Origin of the sequence: Magnetospirillum sp. UT-4, assembly GCF_902729435.1 — a bacterium.
Classification (GTDB): Bacteria; Pseudomonadota; Alphaproteobacteria; order Rhodospirillales; family Magnetospirillaceae; genus Magnetospirillum.
The window spans coordinates 27,462-53,172 of sequence record NZ_LR746526.1 but is presented as its reverse complement, the minus strand read 5'-3'; the positions used below and the strand labels follow the sequence as shown (position 1 = coordinate 53,172).

General features: G+C 70.2%; 24 protein-coding genes. 15 read left to right on the top strand and 9 right to left on the bottom strand.

Features of this window, described 5'->3' with window-relative positions:
* Positions 1 to 26 precede the first annotated feature (26 nt).
* Positions 27 to 347: a helix-turn-helix transcriptional regulator gene (locus tag MTBUT4_RS18710; RefSeq protein WP_173981236.1), complete on the top strand. Its 321-nt coding sequence runs from the start codon at positions 27 to 29 to the stop codon at positions 345 to 347.
* A gap of 6 nt (positions 348 to 353) precedes the next feature.
* On the opposite strand, the gene MTBUT4_RS18705 is transcribed toward MTBUT4_RS18710, so the two are convergent.
* The 4 genes from MTBUT4_RS18705 to MTBUT4_RS18690 form a co-directional block, all read right to left on the bottom strand.
* Positions 354 to 1,685 (bottom strand): dihydroorotase, encoded by a 1,332-nt coding sequence (locus MTBUT4_RS18705; protein ID WP_173981229.1) that lies wholly within the window; start codon positions 1,683 to 1,685, stop codon positions 354 to 356.
* A 150-nt stretch (positions 1,686 to 1,835) separates the two neighbouring features.
* Complete coding sequence (asnB, locus tag MTBUT4_RS18700) at positions 1,836 to 3,590, bottom strand: asparagine synthase (glutamine-hydrolyzing) (protein WP_173981228.1); 1,755 nt, start codon at positions 3,588 to 3,590, stop codon at positions 1,836 to 1,838.
* Positions 3,590 to 4,612: a glycosyltransferase gene (locus tag MTBUT4_RS18695; RefSeq protein ID WP_173981227.1), complete on the bottom strand. Its 1,023-nt coding sequence runs from the start codon at positions 4,610 to 4,612 to the stop codon at positions 3,590 to 3,592. The genes asnB and MTBUT4_RS18695 overlap by 1 nt, the downstream gene beginning before the upstream one ends.
* A complete protein-coding gene (locus MTBUT4_RS18690) occupies positions 4,609 to 5,634 on the bottom strand; it encodes a glycosyltransferase (RefSeq protein WP_173981226.1) in 1,026 nt (341 codons plus the stop codon). The genes MTBUT4_RS18695 and MTBUT4_RS18690 overlap by 4 nt, the downstream gene beginning before the upstream one ends.
* A gap of 95 nt (positions 5,635 to 5,729) precedes the next feature.
* On the opposite strand from MTBUT4_RS18690, the gene MTBUT4_RS18685 reads away from it, so the two are divergent.
* The 3 genes from MTBUT4_RS18685 (at position 5,730) to vapC (ending at position 7,261) form a co-directional block, all read left to right on the top strand.
* Positions 5,730 to 6,575 carry a folate-binding protein YgfZ gene (locus MTBUT4_RS18685; protein WP_173981225.1) on the top strand — a complete coding sequence of 282 codons (846 nt, stop codon included), beginning with the start codon at positions 5,730 to 5,732 and terminating at the stop codon, positions 6,573 to 6,575.
* 66 nt (positions 6,576 to 6,641) lie between these two features.
* A complete protein-coding gene (vapB, locus tag MTBUT4_RS18680) occupies positions 6,642 to 6,863 on the top strand; it encodes a type II toxin-antitoxin system VapB family antitoxin (RefSeq protein WP_173981224.1) in 222 nt (73 codons plus the stop codon).
* The gene (gene vapC / locus MTBUT4_RS18675) at positions 6,863 to 7,261 is read left to right on the top strand and encodes a tRNA(fMet)-specific endonuclease VapC (RefSeq protein ID WP_173981223.1); all 399 of its coding nucleotides are present in this window, start codon (positions 6,863 to 6,865) and stop codon (positions 7,259 to 7,261) included. The genes vapB and vapC overlap by 1 nt, the downstream gene beginning before the upstream one ends.
* 2 nt (positions 7,262 to 7,263) lie before the next feature.
* Here vapC and MTBUT4_RS18670 read toward each other — a convergent pair whose 3' ends face one another.
* Positions 7,264 to 8,487, bottom strand: coding sequence for a diguanylate cyclase domain-containing protein (locus MTBUT4_RS18670; protein ID WP_254434933.1), 1,224 nt, complete (start codon positions 8,485 to 8,487; stop codon positions 7,264 to 7,266).
* A gap of 113 nt (positions 8,488 to 8,600) precedes the next feature.
* Positions 8,601 to 9,554 (bottom strand): ArgK/MeaB family GTPase, encoded by a 954-nt coding sequence (locus MTBUT4_RS18665; RefSeq protein ID WP_173981222.1) that lies wholly within the window; start codon positions 9,552 to 9,554, stop codon positions 8,601 to 8,603.
* 93 nt (positions 9,555 to 9,647) lie between these two features.
* Between MTBUT4_RS18665 and MTBUT4_RS18660 the strand changes: the two genes are divergently transcribed.
* The 6 genes from MTBUT4_RS18660 to MTBUT4_RS18635 all read left to right on the top strand — a co-directional run bounded on the left by MTBUT4_RS18660 (position 9,648) and on the right by MTBUT4_RS18635 (position 13,832).
* Positions 9,648 to 10,118, top strand: coding sequence for a disulfide bond formation protein B (locus MTBUT4_RS18660; RefSeq protein ID WP_371738141.1), 471 nt, complete (start codon positions 9,648 to 9,650; stop codon positions 10,116 to 10,118).
* A 1-nt stretch (position 10,119) separates the two neighbouring features.
* Positions 10,120 to 10,674 carry a demethoxyubiquinone hydroxylase family protein gene (locus MTBUT4_RS18655; protein WP_173981220.1) on the top strand — a complete coding sequence of 185 codons (555 nt, stop codon included), beginning with the start codon at positions 10,120 to 10,122 and terminating at the stop codon, positions 10,672 to 10,674.
* Between the two features lie 269 nt (positions 10,675 to 10,943).
* The gene (locus MTBUT4_RS18650) at positions 10,944 to 11,147 is read left to right on the top strand and encodes a DUF2283 domain-containing protein (protein WP_173981219.1); all 204 of its coding nucleotides are present in this window, start codon (positions 10,944 to 10,946) and stop codon (positions 11,145 to 11,147) included.
* 74 nt (positions 11,148 to 11,221) lie between these two features.
* A complete protein-coding gene (locus MTBUT4_RS18645; protein ID WP_173981218.1) occupies positions 11,222 to 12,217 on the top strand; it encodes an MDR family oxidoreductase in 996 nt (331 codons plus the stop codon).
* Positions 12,218 to 12,294: 77 nt separating this feature from the next.
* The gene (gene msrP / locus MTBUT4_RS18640) at positions 12,295 to 13,221 is read left to right on the top strand and encodes a protein-methionine-sulfoxide reductase catalytic subunit MsrP (protein ID WP_173981217.1); all 927 of its coding nucleotides are present in this window, start codon (positions 12,295 to 12,297) and stop codon (positions 13,219 to 13,221) included.
* A complete protein-coding gene (locus MTBUT4_RS18635) occupies positions 13,221 to 13,832 on the top strand; it encodes a sulfite oxidase heme-binding subunit YedZ (protein WP_173981216.1) in 612 nt (203 codons plus the stop codon). The genes msrP and MTBUT4_RS18635 overlap by 1 nt, the downstream gene beginning before the upstream one ends.
* 2 nt (positions 13,833 to 13,834) lie before the next feature.
* Here the strand turns inward: MTBUT4_RS18635 and MTBUT4_RS18630 are convergent, their stop codons facing one another.
* Positions 13,835 to 14,086 (bottom strand): hypothetical protein, encoded by a 252-nt coding sequence (locus MTBUT4_RS18630; protein WP_173981215.1) that lies wholly within the window; start codon positions 14,084 to 14,086, stop codon positions 13,835 to 13,837.
* Positions 14,087 to 14,215: 129 nt separating this feature from the next.
* Between MTBUT4_RS18630 and MTBUT4_RS18625 the strand changes: the two genes are divergently transcribed.
* The gene (locus MTBUT4_RS18625; RefSeq protein ID WP_173981214.1) at positions 14,216 to 14,692 is read left to right on the top strand and encodes a hypothetical protein; all 477 of its coding nucleotides are present in this window, start codon (positions 14,216 to 14,218) and stop codon (positions 14,690 to 14,692) included.
* Between the two features lie 123 nt (positions 14,693 to 14,815).
* On the opposite strand, the gene MTBUT4_RS18620 is transcribed toward MTBUT4_RS18625, so the two are convergent.
* Positions 14,816 to 15,364, bottom strand: coding sequence for a phasin family protein (locus MTBUT4_RS18620; RefSeq protein ID WP_173981213.1), 549 nt, complete (start codon positions 15,362 to 15,364; stop codon positions 14,816 to 14,818).
* A 247-nt stretch (positions 15,365 to 15,611) separates the two neighbouring features.
* Complete coding sequence (locus tag MTBUT4_RS18615) at positions 15,612 to 15,830, bottom strand: hypothetical protein (protein ID WP_173981212.1); 219 nt, start codon at positions 15,828 to 15,830, stop codon at positions 15,612 to 15,614.
* 218 nt (positions 15,831 to 16,048) lie between these two features.
* Between MTBUT4_RS18615 and MTBUT4_RS18610 the strand changes: the two genes are divergently transcribed.
* From MTBUT4_RS18610 to MTBUT4_RS18595, 4 genes are all read left to right on the top strand, one after another.
* Positions 16,049 to 19,333: a maltotransferase domain-containing protein gene (locus MTBUT4_RS18610; RefSeq protein WP_173981211.1), complete on the top strand. Its 3,285-nt coding sequence runs from the start codon at positions 16,049 to 16,051 to the stop codon at positions 19,331 to 19,333.
* Between the two features lie 145 nt (positions 19,334 to 19,478).
* Positions 19,479 to 22,718 carry a maltose alpha-D-glucosyltransferase gene (treS, locus tag MTBUT4_RS18605; protein ID WP_173981210.1) on the top strand — a complete coding sequence of 1,080 codons (3,240 nt, stop codon included), beginning with the start codon at positions 19,479 to 19,481 and terminating at the stop codon, positions 22,716 to 22,718.
* A 66-nt stretch (positions 22,719 to 22,784) separates the two neighbouring features.
* Positions 22,785 to 24,992: a 1,4-alpha-glucan branching protein GlgB gene (gene glgB, locus MTBUT4_RS18600; protein ID WP_173981209.1), complete on the top strand. Its 2,208-nt coding sequence runs from the start codon at positions 22,785 to 22,787 to the stop codon at positions 24,990 to 24,992.
* 10 nt (positions 24,993 to 25,002) lie between these two features.
* A complete protein-coding gene (locus MTBUT4_RS18595; protein ID WP_173981208.1) occupies positions 25,003 to 25,287 on the top strand; it encodes a GIY-YIG nuclease family protein in 285 nt (94 codons plus the stop codon).
* The last annotated feature ends 424 nt before the right edge of the window (positions 25,288 to 25,711 follow it).

Below are 25,711 nucleotides of genomic sequence, written 5' to 3'. Positions count from 1 at the left end.
CGCTGCAGCGGGAAAGCCTCTCCGAAATGGAATTAGAAAAATTACAAGAAAGTGCACGACGGGCCAGCACTCTACTCAAGGCGATGAGCAACGAGCACCGTTTGATGATCCTCTGCCAGCTTCTCCACGGCGAGAAGTCGGTGGGTGAACTCGAACGGATCATCGGCCTGTCCCAGTCGGCACTCTCCCAGCACCTGGCGCGTTTGCGGCGCGACAATCTGGTGCAGACCCGCCGGCAGGCCCAGACCATCTACTATTCCCTGTCGGGGGAAGAGGCGAGCGCGGTCATCAACACCCTCTACGGCCTCTATTGCGCCAAGGAATCGGGCGCCATCTGCGCGGCTTGAGGGGCCTTAATACGTTTCCTGGAACCGCACCGGCCGGCCGCTGGCGTCGCCCAGCAGTTGGTCCTCGCGCATGACCACCCGGCCGCGGATGATGGTGGCCAGCGGCCAGCCCTTCACCTTGCGGCCGTCGAACGGCGTCCAGCCGCACCGGCTGACGATCCCGCGATTGGTGATGGTGCGTTCGGCCGCCATGTCGACCAGAGTGAAGTCGCCGTCATAACCCAGGGCGATGCGGCCCTTGCCGGCGATGCCGTAGATGCGGGCCGGCCCGGCCGAGGTCAGGTCGATCAGGCGTTCCAGGCTCAGTTTCCCGGCATTGACGTGGTCCAGCATCAAAGGCACCAGCGTCTGCACCCCGGTCATGCCCGACGGGCTTTGCGGATAGGGCTTGTCCTTCTCCTCGCGGGTGTGCGGCGCGTGGTCGGAGCCCAGCACGTCCACCACACCGTCGGCCACCGCCCGCCACAGCGCCGCGCGGTGGTGCGCCTCGCGGATGGGCGGGTTCATCTGGGCGTAGGTGCCCAGCCGCTCGTAGCATTCCGGCGCCGCCAGGGTCAGGTGCTGCGGCGTCGTCTCCACCGTCGCCAGATCCTTGTGGCCGGCCAGGAAGTCCATCTCCTCGGCGGTGGTGACGTGCAGGACGTGGACCCGCCGCCGCGCCGCCTCGGCCAGGCGGATCAGCCGCTGCGTCGCCCTCAGGGCGGTCTCGGCGTCGCGCCAGACGTGGTGGGCGCGGGGATGGCCCGCCTGCTCGGCCAGGGCCTTGCGCTCGGACAGGCGCTCCTCGTCCTCGCAATGGACGGCGACCCGGCGGGTGCCTTGCGCCAGCACCCGGGCCAGGGTGGCATCGTCGGACACCAGCAGGCTGCCGGTGCTGGAGCCCATGAACACCTTGATGCCGGCGCAGCCGGGCAGGCGCTCCCATTCGGCCAGGTGCTCGACGTTCTCGGCCGCCGCCCCCAGGAAGAAGGCATGGTCGGTCCAGGCCCGGCCCTCGGCCCGCCGCACCTTGTCGGCCAGGTCGTCGGCGGTGGTGGTGCTGGGCTTGGTGTTGGGCATCTCGAACACCGCCACCACGCCGCCCATGGCCGCCGCCGCGGTGCCGGTGGACAGGTCCTCCTTGTATTCCAGGCCGGGCTCGCGGAAATGCACCTGGGTGTCGATGACTCCCGGCAGCACGTGCAGCCCGGCGCAGTCGATCGCCTCGGCCGCGCTGGCGCTTCCCAGTGCCCCGATGGCGGCGATGCGGCCGGCGCGCACGCCGATATCGGCGGCGACCATGCCGCCGGGGGTGGCGACGGTACCGTTCTTCAGCAGCAGGTCGAAGGTCTGGGGCATGGCGGTTCCATCGGGCGCAATAATGTCGGCAACACCCTAACATACCCCTCCCCTCGATGGGGAGGGGCAGGGGTGGGGTGGAGCGGCGCGCGGAGACGTCGATGCGGTTCGCCCCCCACCCCGGCCCTCCCCCACAAGGGGGGAGGGAGTTTAGGCCTTTGCCAGCGCCTCGAATGCATCCCCCTCGGGCCGGCGGCCGATGATGTGGCGCTGGTGCCAGAGGGCGTAGAACAGCAGGGTCCAGCAGGCGAAGCCGGTCTTGCCGTCGCAACGGGAGAACAGGGCCTCTACCGCCTCGGGGCGGGCGATCTCGGCGATGCCGGGCTGGCGGGCGACCAGGGCGCCGATGCCGGGTCGGGCGGCGATCCACTCGGCCACCGGCACGGTGAAGCCCCGCTTCCTGTCGAACGGGCGGGCCTCGGGCAGGGCCTGCTCCAGCCACAGCCGCAGCAGCCATTTGCCCAGGCCCTTGCCGACCTTCCAGCGATCGGCCAGCGGGAAGGCGAAGCCGGCGACGGCCGGGTCGAGGAAGGGGACGCGGCCCTCGACCCCGTTGGCCATCAGGCAGCGGTCGGCCTTGGTCAGCAAATCGTGGGCCAGCCAGTCGGCGCAATCGGCGGCCTGCGCCGCCTGCAGCCGGCTGCGGCCGGGGCGGCGGGACTCGGCCTCGGCGGCGGCGAAGCGGTCGCGCCAGCCGGTGGGGGATGCCCGCAGCACGTCCAATCCGTCGAAGGTGCCGTGGCGGCGCATGGGCCGCGCCAGGGGCCAGGGCCGCATGGCGGCGCGGTAGCGGCCGTAGCCGCCGAACAACTCGTCGCCGCCCTCGCCGGCCAGGATCACCTTGACCTCGCGGCGGGCTTCGCGCGCCAGCTTGAAGGTGGGCAGGCAGGCATAGTCGGCGGCCGGATCGTCCATGGCGGCGGCGACCTCGGGCAGCAGCGCCCAGAAATCGCCCTCGGAAACCTCCACCTCCACATGGCGGGCCCCCACCCGGGCGGCCAAAGCGCGGGCGTGGTCGCGCTCGTCGCGGGCCTGGGTGCCGGGGAAGCCGGCGGTGAAGGCCAGTACCGGATGGGGGTTGAGCCGGGCCATCAGGGCCAGCAGCGCCGCGGAATCGATGCCGCCCGACAGGAACATGCCATAGGGCACGTCGGAGCGCTGGTGGAACTCCACCGATTCGGCCAGCACCGCATCCAGGCGGCGGATCAGGTCGTCGGCGCCGCCGTCCACTGCGTTCGCAGTGGGCAGGGCCTCGCGGCGGCGGCGCTCGACCATGCGGCCGTCCCGGACCACCAGGGTCTCGCCCGGCAGCACCCGCCTGATCCCCTCGAAGATGGTGTCGGCGCCGCAGGTGAACTGCATTTGCAGGAGCTCGTTGCGGGCGCGGTCCGAAACCTTCGGCGCCACCAGCCCGGCCGCCACCAGCGCCTGCGCTTCCGAGGCGAAGGCCACGCCCCAGGCCCCCTCGGCGACGTAAAGCGGCTTGATGCCGAACGGGTCGCGCGACAGCGTCAGGGTGCCGGCGCCCGGGTCGTGCAGGGCGAGGGCGTACATGCCGCGCAGGGACTCGACGAAGGCGGACCCATCGCGGGCGTACAGGTGCAGCGGCGGTTCGCAATCCGATCCGGTGGCGAAACGAGCCTCCGGCAGCCCGGCCCGCAGCTCGCGGTAATTGTAGATTTCGCCGTTGGCGACGATGGCGCGGCCCTCGCCGTCCAGGATGGGCTGGCGCCCGCCCTCGATGTCGATGATGGCCAGGCGGGTCTGCACCAGCCCGACATTGGCGGCGACGTGGCGGCCGCCGCCATCGGGGCCGCGATGGGCCAGGGCGTCCGCCAGGCGGTCGAGGACGCCTTGGTCGGGGACGCTGCCCGCGGGTCCGGCGATGCCGGCGATGCCGCACATCAGCCGGCCACCTTGTGGAAGAACTCGAGGTAGCGGGCCACCACCGCCTGCTCGGTGAAGCGGTCCTCGTAGGCCCGGCGCCCGGCGGCGCCCAGGTTCTCGGCCAGGCCGCGCTCGAACAGCACGCGGCGGATGGCCAGGCCCATGGCGGCGGCGTCGTCCACCGGCACCAGGATGCCGTCGATGCCGTCGGTGATCAGCTGGGTCGGACCCTGCGAGGCGGCGGCCACCACCGGCACGCCCTGGGCCCAGGCCTCGATCACCACGTTGCCCAGCGGCTCGTGGCGGGACGGGCAGACGAACAGGTCGGCGGCGGCATACAGGGCGGCGACGTCGTCGCGCCAGCCCAGGAAGCGCACCCGCGAAATGGCGCCGAGATGCGAGGCCAGGGCCTCCAGCTCGCCGCGCAAGGGGCCTTCGCCGGCGATCCACAGATAGACGTCGGGCACCGCTGCCACCGCCTTGATCAGCACGTCGAAGGCCTTGTTGCGGTGCAGGCGGCCCAGCGCCACGATCAGCGGCGCGTGCGGCGGGGTCGAGAAGGTGTCGCGGTGGGCCGCCTCGACGTTTTCCTCGGCGACGAAATTGGGGACGTAATGGACCCGCGCCGGGTCCCAGCCCTGGCCGACGATCCACTCGCAGATGTCGGTGGTGTTGCCGATCAGGTGGCGGCAACGGCGGTAGTATTTGAGGTCGTAATAGCCGCCCAGCCGTCCCACCTGGACGAACGGTCCCGGCGGGCAGAAGCGCGAGGCGCGGTTCATCCAGGTCAGCACGATGTCGGGGCGGAAGCCCTCGACCGCGCGGCGGAAGCCGAAGCGGGTCCTGAGGTCGAGCAGGCCGCCGAAGGGCAACTCGGTCACCGCCACGCCCCCCGCCCGCAGGTGCTGGGCGCGGCGCGGATTGTCGCGGATCAGCACCTGCTGCTCCACCCCGGCCCGCTGCAGCGCCACCGCCAGACGCTCGAAGAACGCCTCGGCGCCGCCATGCTCGGCCCCGGCCATGGCTTGAAGGATTCTCATCCCAGCATCGCCTCGAACCGCTCGGCCGCCGCGTCCCAGCCGCGCTCGCCATAGCGGGCGGCCGCGGCGGCGCCCATGGCGGCCTGAACGCCCGGATCGGACAGCAGCAGCACGGTGAGGTTGGCGAAGGCGTCGTCGTCGGGGACCACATAGGCGGTGGCGCCGTTCTCCACCCGCTCGGGCGCGGCCCCCAGCGGGCGGCATACCGCCGGGATGCCGACGGCCTGGCTTTCCATCAGCGCGAAGGCGGTGGCATCGTCGGCGTGGCCGGGCCACAAATGGACCATGGCCTCGCGGTAGGCCTCGGCCATCAGGGAATCGCCCTGGGGCCGGATCACCACCACGCCGTGCTCGCCGGCATCGCGGACCTTGGCCGCCAGTGCCTCCAGGCCCGGCTCGGGGGCCTCGCCCTCGGCCACCTTGGCCAGGCTCATGGAATGGATGTGCAGCTCGGCCCCGGGGACGCGCGGGCGGATCTGGGCCACCCACAGGTCGAGCAGCCAGTCCAGGCCGTGGGCGGGATGGGTGGTGACGATGGCGCGCGGCGGAATCGCCTTGGGCGTCTCGGCCGCCATCTGGAAGTCCGAGCGCACCGCCGGCGGCATCAGCCCCACCGCCAGCCCCTTGGCCCGCCACTCCATTGCCTGGGCCTCGGAACTCAGCAGCACCAGCGGCTGGTGGCTGTCCAGCAGGGCGCGGGTGGTCTTCTTGTCGAGGAAGCGGCCGGGCGCCGTCCACCACAGCACGCGGCGCCGCGCCTGGCGGACGAATTCCAGCAGCGGCGGCTTGCGGAAGGCGACCAGCACGTCGGTGTGAAGCGGCTTGCGGCCGTCGAAGGTCTCCCACTGGGCGCCCTCGATGAACATGCTCCAGCGGCAGCGGTTGAACACCTCGACGGTATGGCCGCGCCGGGCCAGGGCGCCGGGCAGCGCCGCGAACGCCTTCTCCGCCCCGCCCAGCGGGCGGGCCGAGGAGGAATAGCCATCGAAGGGTATGGAATCGTCGACCAGGGTGAAATGCATAACTCCTCTTATACGGCCCCGGGCCGACCCTTGCCAAGGCGGCGCCTTTGCCCCACCTTCTGCGGGTCCGCCGCCGTTTCTTTCAGGGGCCCACCATGTCCGCTCCCCGCTTCACCCGCCTGCCGCGCGCCGTCGTCGCCGTCGCCGGCGAGGATTGCCGCGCCTTCCTGCAGGGCCTGATCTCCAACGACGTGAACAAGGCCGGCCCCGGCCGGGCCGTTTTCGCCGCGCTGCTCACCCCCCAGGGCAAGTTCCTCCACGACCTGTTCGTGGTGGCCACCGACGGCGGCCTGCTGCTCGACGTCGAGGCGGCGCGGGCCGCCGACTTCGTGCGCAAGCTGTCCATGTACAAGCTGCGCTCGAAGGTCACCGTGGCGCCGGCCGACAGCCTGTCGGTGTTCGCGGTGTTCGGCGGCGATGTCCCCCCGCTGGCCGATGCGACGGTCTTCGCCGATCCGCGCCTGCCGGAGCTGGGGAGCCGGGTCTACGCCGCCGACGGCGCGGTTCTGACCGCCGCCGGCCTGGCCGAGGCGCCGTTCGCCGAGTGGGACCGCCTGCGCCTGCGCCTGGGCGTGCCCGACGGCAGCCGCGACCTGCCGGTGGAGAAGGGCATCCTGCTGGAGAACGGCTTCGACGAGCTGGGCGGGGTGGACTTCACCAAGGGCTGCTACATGGGCCAGGAGCTGACGGCGCGGACCAAGCATCGCGGCCTGGTGCGCAAGCGCCTGCTGCCGGTCGCCATTTCCGGCCCGGTGCCGGAGCCGGGCACGCCGGTGATGCTGGGCGAGGCCGAGGCCGGCGAGATGCGCTCGGCCGAGGGCGATGTGGGGGTGGCGCTGCTGCGCCTCGAGCAGGTCCGCAAGGGCCAGCCCTTCACCTGCGGCGCCGCCACCCTGACCGCCAGTGTCCCGGCCTGGGCGGCGCTGCCCGAAGGGGAGTGACGCGGTCGCTGCTTGACAATTCCCGGGCTGGATATACATCATGTATATCCGAGCTCGGAGGGGCCCATGACGCGCACCACATTGTTTCAGTCCAACCGCACCCAGGCGGTTCGCCTGCCCAAGGACGTGGCGTTTCCCGAAGACGTCCGCGAGGTTTCCATCTTCCGGGACGGTGCCAACCGCGTGATCGTTCCAGCCGAGTCCGCATGGGACGATTTCTTCGCCGCGCCAGGTATCGACCTGCCCGATCGTGAGCAGCCCGAGGCCGAGGCGCGCGAGCCCTGGTGATGCTGCGCTTCATGTTGGATACGAACGTCTGCATTCGTGTTCTGCGCGACCGGCCGCAGGGGCTGCGCCAGCGCTTCAATGCGGAGGCCGCCGGATTGTGCATTTCGGTGGTGACGCTGGGAGAGCTGCTGTTCGGAGCGGAGAAATCCACACGCCCGGCGGAGAACCGGCACGAGGTCGAGCGCTTCGCCGGGCGGCTTGCGGTGCTTCCGTTCGATAGTCAGGCCGCCGCCCATTTCGCCGACATCCGGGCTGATCTGGAGCGGAAAGGGCTTCCCATCGGCGCCTACGACCTGATGATCGCCGGCCAAGCCCGTAGCCGCGGGTTGGTGGTCGTCACCGGCAATCTGCGTGAATTCCAACGTGTGGACGGGCTGCGCGCCGAGGACTGGCGGTAGCCCTACGTTTCGTCTGCGGTCTCGGCGAAGAAGCGGAAGCCGTTGCGGCCGGAATGCTTGACCCGGTACATGGCGACGTCGGCGGCCTTGCAGACGTCCTCGAGGGTGGCGCCGTCATCGGGGAAGACGGCGACGCCGATGGAGGCGCCGACCCGGCACGGGGTGCCGCGGTAGTCGATGGGGGCCTCCAGCGTCTTGATGATCTTGCGGGCGACGCGGGCGGCCTCGTCGGGCCGGGTGATCTCCTCGATGGCCACCACGAACTCGTCGCCGCCGACGCGGGCCACCGTATCGGTCGACCGCACGCATCCCCGCAGCCGCACCGCCACCTCGCACAGCACCGAATCGCCGGCCTCGTGCCCCAGGGTGTCGTTGATCGGCTTGAACTTGTCCAAGTCGACGTACAGCACCGCCATGCGGCCGCCGTGGCGGCGGATGCGCGCCACCGCGTGGTCCATGCGGTCGGTCAGCAGGTTGCGGTTGGGCAGCCCGGTCAGCGAATCGTGATGGGCCAGGCGCTTGATGCGCTCCTCGTTCTCCTTGCGCTCGGAAATGTCGCGCAGGATGGCGGTGAACAGGCGGTGGCGGCCGTGGCGCAGTTCGCTGACCGAGATTTCCATGGGAAAGGCCTCGCCGCCCTGGCGCTGTCCCAGGCCTTCCACCTGGCGGCCCATCAGGGTGGGGAACAGGCCCGACATGTAGGCGTCGAAGAAGCGCATGTGGCGGTCGCGGGCGCCCGCCGGCATCAGGTCCAGCATGTCGCGGCCGGCCAGTTGCCCGCGCCCGTAGCCGAACATGGCCTCGGCCGCCGGGTTGGCGGATTCGATGCGCCCGCTGTCGTTGATGGTGATGATGCCTTCGGCCACCGACGACAGCACGCCCTGCAGCCGCTCTTCCCGCTCGCGCAGGGCCTCGGCCGAGCGGACGAACTTCGAGATGTCGCGGGCCTCGATGAGGAAGCGGTTCGATCCGGCGCCGGCCTGGCGGACCCGCAGTTCCGCCTCGAACACCGAGCCGTCGACGCGCAGCAGCTTGAGCGGCAGGAATTCCTCTTCCGCCAGCAGGTCCCAGCCGGCCTCCATCAGGAAGCGGTAATCATCGACGACGTAGTTCTCGAAGGTGGCGCCGGTTGCCTCGGCGGCCGAGCCCAGGCCCAGCATGCGCACACCGGCCCGGTTCAGGAAGACGAGGCGTCCATCCTCGATCAGGCACACGAGGGACGACACGAGTTCAAGAAACTCATGCTCCACAACAGCACTCCCTTGGCGGCCCATGACGGAAGCCGTCACCTCGTATCCCCCGACAACTTCCGATAGGTTCGACCCAACCGGGACCGTTGTCAAATGTTCTGGCGATTGCGCACAGGGGCGGCCAGCGACTCGGTCAATTCGGCCAGCCGGCGGAACGGCGACTGGCCGGGAATCAGGGACAGCGTGCCCGCCCGTGCCACCCCGTCGCGGCCCCAGCGCTCGCGCACCGCGTCCTCCAGCCAGAGTTCGGCCTGGGCGTGACGGCCGGCCGCCAGACGCCCGGAAACGGCCAGGTGGGCGGCATGGGCGTCGATGGCAGCCATCAGCTCGGCCACCCCCTCGCGCCGCTGCGACGACACCATCAGCACCGGCACCGTCCAGCCGTCGCCGCCATCGCCGGCCCCGCCCAGGGACAGCGCCCCCAGCACGTCGGCCCGGGCGCGGCGCGCCGCCTGTTCCATGTCGGCCTTGGTCACCACCACCACGTGCGGGATTTCGGCGATGCCGGCCTTCATGAACTGCAGCGAATCGCCCGAGCCGGGCTGGACGCAGAACAGCACGGTGTCGGCGACGCCGACCACGTCGGTCTCGCTCTGGCCCACCCCCACCGTCTCGATCAGCACCACGTCGTAGAGGGCGCGCATCAGCACCATGGCCGACACCGTCAGCGCCGCCAGCCCCCCTAAGCGGTCGCGCGCCGCCATGGAGCGGACGAACACCCCCTGGTCCTCGGGGTCGGTGGACAGGCGGGTGCGGTCGCCCAGCAGCGCGCCCTTGGACCGCCGCGACGACGGATCGACGGCGATGCAGGCCACCGTGCGGCCCTGTGCGCGCCAGCCCGAGATCAGCGCGTTCATCAGCGTCGACTTGCCCACCCCTGGCGGCCCGGTCATGCCGACCACATGGGCCGCCGGGGCGGCGTAGGCGGCGTCCAGCAGCGCCACCGTGTCGGCGCAATCGGGGGCGCTCTCCAGCCGGGCCAGAGCCCGGGCCAGGGCGGCCTTGCCGCCGGTGCGGATGGGATCGAGGGGGGAATCGGCCATGCCCAGCGAATGACACGAACGGTGCGCCGTGGTCAAGCCGGGCCTTGGTCAAGCCGCGGCGGCGGTGCTAGGGTGGCGGCCATGATGTCCGCCGTGTCCCACCGTCTCGTCGCGCTGCTGGTGCTGGCCGCCTGTGGCCTTGCCCTGGCCGCCGCCTACACCGCCCAGTACGGGTTCGGGCTGCGCCCCTGCGAGCTGTGCCTGACCCAGCGCGTCCCCTTCGCGCTGGCCGGCGGGCTGGCGGCGCTGGCGCTGCTGCCCAGATTCGGCGCCGGGGCGCGGCGGCTTCTGGTCGCCCTGGCCGGGCTGGCGCTGCTGGTCAATGCCGGCATCGCCGTCTACCATGTGGGGGTGGAGCAGAAATGGTGGGCCTCGTCCTGCGCCGGCGGCGGCGGCTCGGTGGCGGTGGACGACCTCGCCGCCGCCATGAGCCGGCCGGTGGAGGTGCGCTGCGACGAGCCCGCCTGGGCGTGGCACGGCATCACCATGGCCGGGCTCAACGTGGTGTTTTCCGGCGTCCTCGGCCTCGCCACCCTGGCCGCCGCGCGCCGCAGGGAGAGCTGAGATGACCAGGATGACCGCCGCCGACCGCATCCCCAACGACCCCGCCAAGGACGAATTGGTGGCCCGCTTCCTGCGCGTCGATCAGGCCGGCGAGCTGGGGGCGGTGCGCATCTACCAGGGGCAGAGGGCGGTGCTGGGCAAGGGCCGCCACGGCCCGCTGCTGGCCAAGATGGCCGAGCAGGAACGCCACCACCTGGAGACCTTCGACCGCCAGATCTCGGAGCGCCAGGTGCGTCCGACCCTGCTGTCGCCGCTGTGGCACGTGGCCGGCTTCGCCCTGGGCGCCGGCACCGCCCTGCTGGGCGAGCGCGCCGCCATGGCCTGCACGGTGGCGGTCGAGGAGGCCATCGACGAGCACTACGCCGCCCAGGCCGAGGCCCTCGGCGACGACGAGGCGGCGCTGAAGGCCACCATCGAGACCTTCCGCGCCGAAGAGCTGGAACACCGCGACATCGGGCTGGCCAACGAGGCCGAGAAGGCCCCGTTCTATCCGGTCCTCTCCACCGCCATCAAGACCGGCTGCCGCCTGGCCATCTGGCTGAGCGAGCGGGTGTGACGACGGATGCCGGGAGATCCTGAACGGCTGCCGCCGCCGCCATTCTGGAGAACCCGGTACTTCGCCTTCGACGTGATGCCGAGACGTCCCGATCTGGATCCCATTGAAATCCGCCGGATCATGGCCACACCGGACGCACGTCAGGTGCAATCCGACGGACGCATTCGGCTCTATGGCCATTCTGAAACGCTCGGATGCTTCCTGCGAGTCGTGCTATTGTCGGACGGAGAAGCCGTCCATAACGCCTTCCCGGATGAAGGCTACCGCCCATGAAGACGAGCTACGATACAAGCACCGACAGCCTGTATATCGAGGTCCGTCCGATGCCGTCGAAGCGCACGGTCGAGATCGAGCCCGACGTGATGGCCGATTACGGCGCGGATGGACAGATCGTCGGCTACGATATCCAGCATGCCTCCACCAAGGCGGCACTCATCGGGCGCCTCATCCTGGTTCCCGTGGCGGCGCAGTAGCCGCCGAAAGGCTTGCTCGACGGGAGGAACGTCCGCACATACAGTCGGACCGTCCGAATCCCAGGAGGCAGTCCATGTCCGAATTCTCCGCGCTGGTCCTCGACGAGGCCGGCGGCAAGGTCACCCCGTCCCTCCAACGCGTCGGCGAGGAGCGGCTGCCGGCCGGCGACGTCACCGTGCGCGTCGATTATTCGACGCTGAACTACAAGGACGGGATGATCCTGAACGGGCTGGGCCGCCTGGTCCGGCAGTATCCCCACATCCCCGGCATCGACTTCGCCGGCACCGTCGAGGCCTCGGACAATGCCGCCTGGAGGCCGGGCGACAAGGTCATCCTGACCGGCTGGCGGGTGGGCGAGGTGTGGTGGGGCGGCTATGCCCAGAAGGCCCGGGTCAAGGGCGAGTGGCTGGTGCCGCTGCCGGCCGGGCTCTCGACCCGCCAGGCCATGGCGCTGGGCACCGCCGGCTTCACCGCCATGCTGGCGGTGATGGCGCTGGAGGAGCACGGCCTCGATCCCGCCACCGCCGGCGAGGTGCTGGTCACCGGCGCCGCCGGCGGCCTCGGTTCGGTCGCCACCGTGCTGCTGGCCCGCCGCGGCTACCGCGTCGCCGCCGCCACCGGGCGGCCGGAGCAGCACGACTACCTGCGTTCGCTGGGGGCCTCGGTGCTGGTGGAACGTGCCGAACTGGCCGGCGGCGCCGCCAAGCCCATGCTGCCCGAGCGCTGGTCGGCCTGCGTCGACAGCGTCGGCGGCCCGACCCTGGCGGCGGTGCTGGCCGCCATCCGGCTGCACGGCGCGGTGGCCGCCTGCGGCAATGCCGGCGGCATCGATCTTGCGACCACGGTGCTGCCCTTCCTGCTGCGCGGCATCAACCTGCTCGGCATCGATTCGGCGCAATGCGCCAATGCGCGCCGCGTCCAGGCGTGGGAGCGGCTGGCCGCCGAGATGCCGGCCGACCTGCTGGACTCCATGACCACCGGGGCGACCCTGGCCGACCTGCCCGACCTGGCCGGGCGCATCCTCAAGGGCGAGGTGCGCGGACGGGTGGTGGTCGATGTCAACGGGTGAGGCGGCACGGCCGCTGTAACCTTTTCCGCCCGGGGGCCGAAAGGTCTTGTCAGGGATGACACAGGAGGTCCGGTCCGATGCTGATCCGCCACACCCCCGATCTGCGCGAGTCCGAGGTCACCGACCGCCGCCTCTACCTTGATCGCCGCCGGTTCCTGGCTCTCGGCGCCGGGGCGGCGCTGATGGGGGCCGGGCAGGCCCAGGCCGGCCCCATCGCCAGCTATGCCAAGGGCGTCGTCGTCCTCGACGACAAGCCGACCAGCAAGGAGGCGATCACCACCTACAACAATTTCTACGAATACGGCACCGACAAGGAGGACCCGGCGAAGAACGCGCCGGGCAAGCTGAAGCTGCGGCCGTGGTCGGTGGCGGTGGAGGGCGAATGCGCCCGGCCCGGCACAATCGCCCTCGAGGACCTGGTCAAGCCGCACCGGCTGGAGGAGCGCATCTACCGCATGCGCTGCGTCGAGGGCTGGTCCATGGTCATCCCGTGGATCGGCGTCTCGCTGGCCGAGGTGCTGAAGCGCTTCGAGCCCACATCGAAGGCGAAATTCGTCGAGTTCGCCACCCTGGCCGATCCGGTGCAGATGCCGTGGATCAAGTCCCGCGTGCTCGACTGGCCCTATGTGGAGGGCCTCAGGATGGACGAGGCCATGCACCCGCTCACCCTGCTGGCCACCGGCCTTTACGGCGAGGAGCTGCTGCCCCAGAACGGCGCGCCGCTGCGGCTGGTGGTGCCGTGGAAATACGGCTTCAAGTCCATCAAGTCCATCGTCCGCATCCGCTTCGTCGAGACCCAGCCCAGGATCAGCTGGGAGAAGGCCAATGGGCGCGAATACGGCTTCTATTCCAACGTCAATCCCGAGGTCGACCACCCGCGCTGGAGCCAGGCCAGCGAGCGCCGCATCGGCGAGTTCCGCCGCCGCGACACCCTGATGTTCAACGGCTACGGCGACCAGGTGGGGTCGCTCTATGCCGGCATGGATTTGCGGAAGAATTTCTGATGGAACGGCGGCTCAAGCCGGCGGTCTTCCTCCTCTGCCTGCTGCCGCTGGCGTGGCTGGCGTGGCGGGCGTGGAGCGGCGATCTCGGGGTCAACCCGGTCGAAACCCTCAACCGGTACCTGGGCGACTGGGCGTTGCGATTCCTGCTGATCGCCCTGGCGGTGACGCCGGTGCGCAAGGTGACGGGGTGGGCGGCGGTGATGCGGCTGCGGCGCATGCTGGGGCTTTACGCCTTCTTCTACGTCTGCCTGCACCTGGCGTCCTATGTGGGCATCGACCTGTTCTTCGACTGGTCGGCGCTGGCCAAGGACATCGTCAAGCGCAACTACATCACCCTGGGAATGCTGGCCTTCCTGCTGCTGGTGCCGCTGGCGGTGACCTCCACCAACGCCATGATCCGCCGCCTGGGTGGCCGGCGCTGGCGGCGGCTGCACATGCTGGTCTACCCCATCGGAATGCTGGGGGTGGCCCATTACTGGATGATGGTGAAGGCCGACATCCGCGAGCCCATGCTGTACGGCGCCATCCTGGCGGTCCTGCTGGGCTTCCGCGTGCTCGACCGGGTGCGGCGGCGGAGCGGCGCGGCCCACGCCGCCGCCCCTGGGCGATAGCCTTATTGGCTGGTGCCGCCGCCGGCCGGCGGCGGCGGGGCCTGCTGCGGGGTCTGCTGGTCGGCGGGCGGCGGCGCCTCGGCGGGCGGCGGGGTCATGCCCTGCTGCGGCGGCGGCGGCGTCACGGGCTCGGCGCCCTGCTGCTGCGTCTGGCCGCCCTGGGGCTGCTCGGCCTGCTCCTGCCCGGCCTGATCGCAAGCGGCCAGCCCGACGGCCAGCCCGAGCGCGGTCACGGCGAGTATCCGGTTCAGCATTCGTGGTCCTCCAGTCTGGGGGATATGTGCACTGCCCTAGGGGAACGCGTTCCGCCGGGGAAGGTTCCCGGTTCCCTTGGCGAGGACGGGTGCCCATAATGGGCGCGACCCAACCCTCATGGTGGTCCAATGCCTCATCCGGTCCGCGCCGCCTTCCTCCTCCTTCTCCTGCTGAGCGCCGTGGCGCCGCCGGCGCTCGCCCAGGCGAAGTTCTCGCGCTGCCTGCAGCAGGACGAGGTGGTGGTGGAGCAGATCATCCGCCACGGCATCTTCCTGCGCGAGGCCGGCGGCCGGTGCGAGGATTACCAGCCCGGCACCGCCAAGAAGTGGACCGATTTCGATGCCAAGAACGGCGCCCGGCTGAAGAAGCAGACCGAACGGCGGATCAAGGTCTTCCAGCGCGAGTTCAAGGCCGACGCGCTCAAGGTGATGACCTATTTCGACGGCCGCCTGGTCACCTACCACCGCCATTACCCCCTGAGCGCCGCCTATTGCCGCAACGTCGACAAGATGCTGGACGCCATCACCAAGGGCGGCTGGGGTGCCTTCGCCGAGCAGGCGTCCACCGTGCAGAACCAGGTGCTGCAGGACTACAAGGTGTGTTGAACCGATTGCGCCCCTCCCCTGTCATGGGGAGGGGTCGGGGGTGGGGTTGGCTGCCGCAGACCCAGGCGGCAACAGCCCCCCACCCCGGCCCTCCCCACCAGGGGGAGGGAGCGGCCCCCGACCCTACTGCCGGGTGCCCTCGCCGATGCGGTCGCTCAGGGGATTGACCGCCTCGGAGGCGACGTCGCTCGAAATCTCGAGCAGGCGGGCGCTTTCCTGCAGGAAGTTGTCCACGCTCTGGCGCATGAAGTTGCGCTGCACGTTGAGCAGATCGTCGACGGTGCGGCAGGTCATGATCTCGTTGGCCGCCTTCATGCCCATCTGCATGGATTGCTGGGTGTACTTCACCACCTCCCAGCTTACCTCCTGCATGCCCTTGGCCAGGCGGGCGCCGCTCTGGACCAGGGCGTCCACGTCGTCGCGCGACACGTTGCCGACGTCGGAATAGACCCGGGCCGAGTTCCCCATCAGCGAGCGCACCTGATCGGCCTGGCGCCGGCCGATGTCGGCCACCTGCGAGAAGCCGCGCTCGGATGTCCGTGCGGCGGCTTCGGTCGCCGCTTCGGCCGAACGCCGCGCCCGCTCGGCGGACTGGCGTCCGGTTTCGGCCAGCTGCTCGGCGCCGTTGCCATCGGCCGACGCACTTTCCCGTTCGTCCTTTTTGGAAGCCATGTGCCATTCCCTCTGGTGATTGCCCCCGAACGGTTCGGCAAATGCCCGCGGGCATTTCCGGTCGCCGAGTCCGGCCGGAACGGGGCGCACTCTACCGCCAGGGGCCGCTCCGGTCTTTAGCCGAGACGGGGGAGTGCGGCGGCACAAGCGAGGCATTGTGCCCGGCGGGAGTAACCCCCAAGGGAAAACGCGAACGCCCCGGCCGGTTGCCCGGCCGGGGCGTGAACGCTTCCGGTGCGGTCCGAGACTAGTCGGTGTCGCCGCCGGTGGACGCCAGGTACATGACGCCGCCCAGGAAGACGGCGGTCAGCAGCAGGCCGAGATAGATCATGAAGCCCAGCGGATTGGCCGGGTTCGGGGCATCGGCGGCACCCATCAAAGCGCCGACCACCGAGGTCGACAGGTACAGCGCGATCACCAGCACACCGGCCACGGTCAGGCCGAGAACCTTAGGAAGGACGCCCATCAGACACGCTCCTTGAATTCAATGCCGGCCGAGCGGCCGGCCCCCTCAGCGCAAACTTGTAGCAGAAGTGGGGGCTTTCCGAAAAGCGAATTGTCATGGAAAGCGCCGCATGCGCGCGCCGCTTTCGGAGAGTTGAACCGCGCCCTTCGCGGCGAAAGATGGGGTGAGGTGCCACCCAGCCTCCTTGCCACCAGAGCCCTTGCGAGAGGTCCCGAACCTTGTCCGAAGGTCCGCGCATCTACAACCTGTTCCCCCTGGTCGTCGGCACCATCGCCGACTGGACCGGCGAGCTGGCGCGCATCCGCGTCCTGGGCTTCGACTGGGTCTACCTCAACCCGTTCCACCTGCCCGGCTTCTCGGGCAGCCTGTATGCGGTCAAGGACCACCATTCCCTGCATCCGCTGTTCGACTCGGGCGGCGAGCCGGCCGGGCAGTTGTCCGCCTTCACCGCGGCGGCTTCCGGGCATGGCCTCAGGGTGATGATGGACCTGGTGGTCAACCACGTCTCCAAGGATGCGCTGCTGGTGTCGCGCCATCCCGAATGGTTCGTCCGCGACCCGGACGGCGCGCTGGTCTCGCCGGTGGCGGTGGACCCGGTCGACCCCCAGGTGGTGACCGAATGGGGCGACCTGGCGGCGTTGGATTACCAGGATGCCGGGGCGCGGGCCGGCCTTGCCGAATACTGGCGCGACCTGGCGTTGCGCCATGCCCGCATGGGCTTTGCCGGCTTCCGCTGCGACGCCGCCTACCAGGTGCCGGCCGAGGTGTGGCGGGTCATCATCGCCGGGGTGCGGGCCGAATTCCCCGCCGCCCACTTCGCCGCCGAGACCCTGGGCTGCACCCCGGCGCAGATCCAGGCCCTGGCCGAGGCGGGCTTCGACAGCCTGTTCAACTCGGCCAAGTGGTGGGACTTCCACCAGCCGTGGCTGCTCGAGCAGTACGACACCCTGCGCGCCATCGCCCCCTCCATCGCCTTCCCCGAAAGCCACGACACCGAGCGGCTGGCGGCCGAGGTCGAGGGCCGGGGCGACACCCAGGCCTGGTACCGCCTGATGGCCGCCTTCGCCGCCTTCTTCTCGGCCGGCTGGATGATGCCCATCGGCTACGAATGGGGCTGGCGGCGGCGCCTCGACGTGGTCGCCTCCCGGCCCGAGCCGCGCGAGCCCCGGGCCTTCGACCTGTCCGGCTTCATCGCCGCCCTCAACCGGGTCAAGGCGACGACGCCGGCCCTGGGCGCCGAGGGGCCGCAGATTCGCCTGACCCCGCCCGACGATCCGGTGGTGGTGCTGCTGCGCCGGGGCGTCGGTGACGGCGATGCAGCGGTGCTGGTCATGAACACCGACTGGAGCGACCCGGCGGCGGTATCGCTGGGGCGCCTCCTGGCCGAGCAGGGATGCGACCCGGCCGGGCTGGAGGAGTGCACCCCCGAGGTGGATGCCAACCCGGTGCCCGGCCGCCTGGAGCTGGCGCCGCTGGCGCTGCGGATGTTCCGCAGCAAGGGTGGCGGGGCGGGCCGCTCGCCGGGGGAGGCGGCGGCGCAATCCGGCATCCTCATCCTCGACGTCGCCCCCACCCTGGATTGCGGCCGCTGGCCGGTGAAGCGCGAGGTCGGCGACACCCTGGAGGTCACCGCCGACATCCTCAAGGACGGCCACGACCGGCTGGCGGCGCGGGTGCTGTGGCGCCACGTCGGCGAGGCGGCGTGGCAAAGCGAGCCCATGGTTCACCAGGACAACGACCGCTGGATCGGCCGGGTGCGGCTGGAGCGCATGGGCCGGGCGGAGTTCACCGTCGAGGCCTGGGTCGATGCCTATGAGAGCTGGCGCGACGATTTGGGCAAGCGGCGCGGCGCCGGCCAGCCGGTGGCGGTCGAGCTGGAGGAGGGGCGCCGGCTGCTGGAGGAGGCGCTGGCCCGCGCCCAGGACGATGACCACGACCGCCTGGAGCGCGCCCTGGCCGCCCTGGACGCGGTCACCGATGCCGAGGAGAAGGCCGACCGCATGGTGTCGGGCCTGGTGCGTGCCGTGATGGCGCGCTGGCCGGACCGCTCCAGGCTGGCCCGCCACCACCGGGCCTATGCGGTGGCCATCGACCGCGTCGCCGCCCGCTTTTCGGCCTGGTACGAGATCATGGCCCGCAGCCAGGGCTCGCAGCCCGGGCGCTCGGCCAGTTTCAAGGATTGCGAGCGGCGCCTGCCCGAGATCGCGCGCATGGGCTTCGACGTGGTCTACCTGCTGCCCATCCACCCCATCGGCCGCGTCCACCGCAAGGGTCCCGACAACACCCTGAACGCGGCCGAGGGCGATCCCGGCTCGCCCTATGCCATCGGCAGTGTCGAGGGCGGCCACACCGCCATCCATCCCGCCCTCGGCACCCTCGACGATTTCCGCCGCTTCGTCGCCGCGGCGAAGCGCCACGACCTGGAGGTGGCGCTGGACTTCGCCGTCCAGTGCGCCCCCGACCATCCCTGGGTGACCGAGCATCCGGACTGGTTCCTGTGGCGGCCCGACGGCACCATCCGCCACGCCGAGAACCCGCCCAAGAAGTACCAGGACATCGTCAATCTGAACTTCCACGGCCCCCACGCCGCCGAATTGTGGCTGGCGCTGCGCGAGGTGGTGCTGTTCTGGGTGGGCGAGGGGGTGCGGATCTTCCGCGTCGACAATCCCCACACCAAGCCGGTGCCGTTCTGGGAATGGCTGATCCGCACGGTGCACCGCGACCATCCCGACGTGCTGTTCCTGGCCGAGGCCTTCACCCGTCCCAAGATGATGCGCGCCTTGGCCAAGGCCGGCTTCAGCCAGTCCTACACCTATTTCACCTGGCGCAACTTCAAGGGCGAGCTGACCGACTACCTGACCGAGCTGGCCCAGGGCGAATCGCGCGACTACATGCGGCCGCATTTCTGGCCGACCACCCCCGACATCCTGCCGCCCTACCTGCAGAGCGGCGGCCGGGCGGCGTTCCGCATCCGGCTGGTGCTGGCGGCGACGCTGTCCTCGCTCTACGGCATCTACAACGGCTACGAGCTGTGCGAGGCGGCGGCCATTCCGGGGCGCGAGGAATACCTGCATTCCGAGAAGTACCAGTACAAGGTCTGGGACTGGAGCCGGCCCGGCCACATCAAGGACGACGTCGCCCGCCTCAACGCCATCCGCCGCGCCAACCCGGCCCTGCACGAATTCGAGAACCTGCGCTTCCATCCGTCCGACGACGAGGCGGTGCTGTTCTACGGGAAGAGCACGCCCGACCGCTCCAACATGATCTTCGTCGCCGTCACCCTCGACCCCTTCGACCTGCGCGCGGCCGAACTGACCTTCCCACTGGCCGAGATGGGGGTGCCGGACGGCGAGACCTTCGAGGTCGAGGACCTGCTGACCGGCGCCCGCCACCTGTGGCGCGGGGCGCGCCAGCGCGTCCGCCTCGATCCCGAGGTCAACCCGGCGGTGCTGTGGCGGGTCACGGTGTGGAGCAGCGTGGACTACCGGACCCCGTGTTTCTGAGTGTTCCCTCTCCCCTTGCGGGAGAGGGTGGCGCAACGCGCCGGGTGAGGGGGCGGCGCCGTTTCCCCCTCACCCTCCCATGCTTGGCATGGGCCCCTCCCTCTCCCGCGAGGGGAGAGGGGCATCTGAGAAGGAAACGCCCGCCATGGACCCGCTGTGGTACAAGGACGCCGTCTTCTACCAGCTGCACGTCAAGGCCTTCTTCGATTCCGACAATGACGGCGTCGGCGATTTCCGCGGGCTGACCGCCAAGCTGGATTATGTCCGCGACCTGGGCGTCGATACCCTGTGGCTGCTGCCGTTCTATCCGTCGCCGCTGAGGGACGACGGCTACGACATCGCCGATTACCGCTCGATCCACGGCGCCTACGGCTCGCTCAAGGACTTCCGGACCTTCGTCCGCGCCGCCCACGACCGCGGCCTCAAGGTGGTCACCGAGCTGGTGGTCAATCACACCTCGGACCAGCACCCGTGGTTCCAGCGGGCGCGCCGGGCACGGCCGGGATCACGGGCGCACGACTATTACGTCTGGAGCGACAGCGACGCCCGCTTCGGCGGCACCCGCATCATCTTCACCGACACCGAACGCTCCAACTGGGCCTGGGACGACGAGGCCCGCGCCTTCTACTGGCACCGCTTCTTCTCGCACCAGCCCGACCTCAACTTCGCCAATCCCCGGGTGGTGCGCGAGATCGTGGCGGTGATGCGCCACTGGCTGGACGTGGGCGTCGACGGCATGCGCCTGGACGCGGTGCCTTACTTGTGCGAGCGCGAGGGCACCAGCAACGAGAACCTGCCCGAGACCCACGCGGTGCTGAAGCACCTGCGCCAGGCCCTCGACCGCAGCCATCCCGGGCGCATGTTCCTGGCCGAGGCCAACCAGTGGCCCGAGGACGTGCTGCCCTATTTCGGCGACGGCGACGAATGCCACATGGCCTTCCACTTCCCGCTGATGCCGCGGATGTACATGGCCATCGCCCGCGAGGACCGCCATCCGGTCACCGACATCATGCGCCAGACCCCGGACATTCCGGAAAACTGCCAGTGGGCCATCTTCCTGCGCAACCACGACGAGCTGACGCTGGAGATGGTCACCGACCGCGAGCGCGACTACCTGTGGAGCACCTACGCCGCCGACCGCCGCGCCCGCATCAACCAGGGCATCCGCCGCCGCCTTGCCCCGCTGATGGAGAACGACCGGCGCAAGATCGAGCTGCTGAACTCGCTGCTGTTTTCCATGCCCGGCACCCCCATCGTCTATTACGGCGACGAGATCGGCATGGGCGACAACTTCTTCCTCGGCGACCGCAACGGCGTGCGCACGCCCATGCAATGGAACGAGGACCGCAACGGCGGCTTCTCGCGCGCCGATCCGCACATGCTCTACCTGCCCCCGATCCAGGACCCGGTCTACGGCTTCGAATCGGTCAACGTCGATGCCCAGGTGCGCTCGCCCACCTCGCTGCTGAACTGGATGAAGCGCATCATCGCGGTGCGCCGCGGGCGCCGCGCCTTCGGCCGCGGGTCGTTGCGCTTCCTCTATCCCAGCAACCGCAAGATCCTGGCCTACCTGCGCGAGCACGAGGACGAGACGGTGCTGTGCGTCTGCAACCTGGCGCGCTCGGCCCAGGGGGTGGAATTGGACCTGTCGGCGTGGCGGGGGCGGGTGCCGGTGGAGCTGGGCGGCCAGTCCAGCTTCCCGCCCATCGGCGAGCTGCCCTATTTCCTGACCTTGCCGGGCTACGGCTTCTACTGGTTCCTGCTGTCGGCCGAGGCCGAGCCGCCGCGCTGGCACGTGGAGTATCCCGGCCCGCTGGCCGAGCCGGTGACGCTGGTGGTGCGCCAGGGGCTGGACGACCTGCTGGCCGGAAACGGCCGGCGGCTGCTGGAACGCGACGTGCTGCCGGCCTGGATCCAGTCGCGGCGCTGGTGCGCCGACAAGGATTCCGGCATTGCCGGCGCCGAGCTGCTGCGCTGGGCCGAGCTTGCGACGCCGACGGGCCGCTGGCTGCTGGCGCTGGTTGCGGCGCGGCGCGGCGATGGCGGCCAGCGCACCTATGCGGTGCCGCTGGCGGCGGTGTGGAACGGGGCGGCCGACGAGCTGCAGGCCGGCGGCGAGGTGCTGGCGCGGCTGCGCCGGGGCGCCCGGGTGGGGGCGCTGCGCGACGCCTTCCACGATGACGGGTTCGTTCTCGCCCTGGTCGAGGCGATGCGGCGGCGGGCGGTGCTGCCCGGACTGGGCGCCGGCTTCGCCGGGCATGCCACCTCGGCCCTCGATGCCGTCGAGTTGCCCGACGTCCCGACCGTCCGCCGCCTTGGCGGCGAGCAGTCCAATTCCTCGGTGGCCATCGACGAGACCATGGTGCTGAAGCTGCTGCGCCGGCCTGCCCCCGGGCGCAATCCCGAGGTGGAGATGGGGCGCTACCTGACCGAGACGGTGCGCTTCGCCAACACCCCGCCGCTGCTGGGCTGGCTGGAGACCAACGACCCGGGCGGCGGCTCGTCGGTGCTGGCGGTGCTGCACGGCTATGTGCGCGGCCAGGGCGACGCCTGGGACTGGACCCTGGCCGAGCTGTCGCGCTTCCTCGACGAGGCCAGCCTGCTGCCGCCCGAGGAATTCGCCTCCCGGGTCGAGCAGGGGGCGATGGCCGATTTCCTCTCGCTGATCGGCACCATCGGCCTGCGCACCGCCGAGATGCACCGCGCCCTGGCCCATCCCGGCCCCGACCCCGATTTCGGCGCGGTTCCGGTGGCGGCGGCGGACCTGGAGTTCTGGCGCGACCGGGCGCTGGCCCAGGCCGAGACGGCGCTGCGGGTGGCGGCCGGAACCGACACCGACGAGGCGCGCCGTCTGGTCGCCCTGTCCGGGCGGCTGCGCGACGCCATCACCGCGCGTCTGCCCGAGGGGCCGTTCGGGCTGATGACCCGCATCCACGGCGACTACCACCTGGGCCAACTGCTGGTGGCCAGCAACGACGTCCACGTCATCGACTTCGAGGGCGAGCCGGCGGCGGCGCTGGAGGCGCGCCGGGCCAAGGATTCGCCGCTCAGGGACGTGGCCGGGATGCTGCGCTCGTTCGACTATGCCCGCGCCACCGCGCTGGGGCGCATCAAGGCCGCCCGGCCCGAGGCGGCGGCCCGGCTGGAGCCGGTGGCCGAGGAGTGGCGGCGCAGGGTGCGCGACGCCTTCCTCGACCGTTACCTCTCGGCGGTCGAGGACGGCGACGGCCTGCCGCTGGGCAATTTGGCAGCCATGCGTCTGCTGGAGCTGTTCGAGATGGAGAAAGCCTGCTACGAAATCATCTACGAGGCGTCGCACCGGCCGGCCTGGCTGGCGGTTCCGCTCAAGGGGTTGCTGGCCCAGGTGGAACAGGGCGAAGCGTAATTTGCGTTCCAGGCGGCGATGGGCGATCTTCGTCCGTTGCCGGAACCGGTCGCGAGAGGGAGCACCATGGCCAAGACCTCCACCCCCAACGGCCTCGTGCCGAAGTCCGACGCCGCCGCCATCGCCGGCGGCACCCACGGCAATCCCTTTGCGGTGCTGGGGCCGCACCGGATCAAGAGCGGCATGACCATCCGCACCTTCCAGCCCCACGTCGCCCGGGTGTTCGCCATCGGCGGCGCCGCTGAGGTCGAACTGGGGCGGGTGCATCCCGAGGGCCTGTTCGCAGCTGCGGTGGACGACGCGCTGGCCGGGTCATACCGGCTGCGCCTGGATTACGGCGACGGCCGCGTCGAGGTGGTCGAGGACCCCTACCGCTATCCGCCGGTGCTGGGCGACCTCGACATCCACCTGCTGGTGGAAGGCACCCATCTGCGCACCTTCGAGAAGCTGGGCGCCCATTGCGTCACCCTCGACGGCGCCGTCGGCGTCCATTTCGCGGTGTGGGCGCCCAATGCCGAGCGGGTCTCGGTGGTGGGCGACTTCAACGGCTGGGACGGGCGCCGCCACGCCATGCGCCTGCGCCACAACGCCGGGGTGTGGGAGATCTTCATCCCCGGCCTGGCCAACGGCACCCATTACAAGTACGAGGTCATCGGCAAGGGCGGCGTGCTGCTGCCGCTGAAGGCCGACCCCTACGGCCATTTCGCCGAGGTGCCGCCGAAGACCGCCTCGGTGGTGTGGGACCTGGCCGCCCGCGCCTGGGCCGACGGCCCGTGGATGGACCGCCGCGCCGCCCGCAACGACCGCCACGCCCCCATCAGCATCTACGAGGTCCACCTCGCCTCGTGGCGGCGCAATCCCGACGACGGCGGCCGGCCGCTGTCGTACCTGGAACTGGCCGACCAGCTCTCCGACTACGTCAAGGACATGGGCTTCACCCATGTGGAGCTGCTGCCGGTGCACGAGCACCCGTTCTCCGGCTCGTGGGGCTACCAGCCGGTGGGGCTGTTCGCGCCCACCTCGCGCTTCGGCACGCCCGAGGACTTCCGCACCCTGGTGGAACGGCTGCACCAGAACGGGGTCGGCGTCATCATCGACTGGGTCGCAGGCCATTTCCCGCGCGACGGCCACGGCCTGCACTATTTCGACGGAACCCACCTGTACGAGCACGAGGACCCGCGCCTGGGCCTGCACAAGGACTGGGACACCTACATCTACAATTACGGCCGCACCGAGGTGGTCAATTTCCTGTACGCCAACGCGCTGTACTGGATGGAGGAGTACCACATCGACGGCCTGCGGGTGGATGCGGTGGCGTCCATGCTGTACCTGGACTATTCGCGCAAGTCCGACGAGTGGATTCCCAACCGCTACGGCGGCAACGAGAACATCGAGGCCATCGACTTCCTGCGCCGCATGAACGAGATGGTCTATGCCGAGCATCCCGGCACCATGACCATCGCCGAGGAATCCACCGCGTGGCCGATGGTGTCGCGGCCGACCTGGCTGGGCGGCCTGGGCTTCGGCTTCAAGTGGAACATGGGCTGGATGCACGACACGCTGCGCTACATCTCGAAGGAGCCCATCCACCGCCGCTACCATCACGACGATCTGACCTTCGGCCTGCTCTATGCCTTCCACGAGAACTTCGTGCTGCCGCTGTCCCACGACGAGGTGGTGCACGGCAAGGGCTCCATCTTCGGCCGCATGCCGGGCGACCGCTGGCAGCGCTTCGCCAACCTGCGCGCCTATTACGCCTTCATGTGGACCCATCCCGGCAAGAAGCTGCTGTTCATGGGCAGCGAGTTCGCCCAGGAGGCGGAGTGGAACTACGATGCCTCGCTGGACTGGCACCTGCTCGACGATCCCCTGCACGACGGCGTGCGCCGGCTGGTGCGCGACCTCAACCGCGTCTACCGCACCGAACCGGCGCTCTACCAGCTGGATTGCGACCCATCCGGCTTCGCCTGGATCGACTGCAACGACCGCGACAATTCGGTGCTGACCTACCTGCGCAAGGCCCAGGACCAGGAAGACATCTGCGTCGTCGCCTGCAGCTTCACCCCGGTGGTGCGCGACGGCTACCGCGTCGGCGTGCCCCATCCCGGCTTCTACCGCGAGATCCTGAACACCGATTCCGAGTGGTACGGCGGCTCCAACATCCACAACGACGGCGGCCGCCAGGCGGAAGAGGTGCCGTGGCACGGCCACCCCTATTCCCTCAACCTCACCCTGCCGCCACTGGCGACCTGCGTGTTGAAGCGCGAGGGGTGATACGGACGGCATGAAACGGCCGCGCGTCTACATCCTGGCCAGCGGCAGGAATGGGACCTTGTATGTGGGCGTCACCTCGGACTTGGCCAAGCGTGTGGAACAGCATCGCAGCGGCGCCGTCGAGGGCTTCACCAGGGATTACGGCGTCCATACCCTGGTCCACGTGGAGTTCCACGAAACCATGCAGGCGGCCATAGCGCGCGAGAAGCAGATCAAGAAGTGGCGCCGGGCGTGGAAGCTCAATCTCATCGAGGCCGCCAACCCGACGTGGCGCGACCTGAGCGCGGAACTGTAATCCCCCCCTTCCGTCGTCCCCGCGCAGGCGGGGACCCAGGGGTGCACCGCCACCGTGTCCGCGACTCCTGGGTTCCCGCTTTCGCGGGGATGACGGGTAATCCCCCCCCCTTCCGTCGTCCCCGCGCAGGCGGGGACCCAGGGGTGCACCGCTACCGTGTCCGCGACTCCTGGATCCCCGCCTTCGCGGGGATGACGGGTAATTCCCCCCCCCCTCCCGTCGTCCCCGCGCAGGCGGGGACCCAGGGGTGCACCGCCACCGTGTCCGCGACTCCTGGATCCCCGCCTTCGCGGGGATGACGGGTAATTCCCCCCCCTTCCCGTCGTCCCCGCGCAGGCGGGGACCCAGGGGTGCACCGCTACCGTGTCCGCGACTCCTGGGTCCCCGCCTTCGCGGGGATGACGGGTAATTCCCCCCCCTTCCC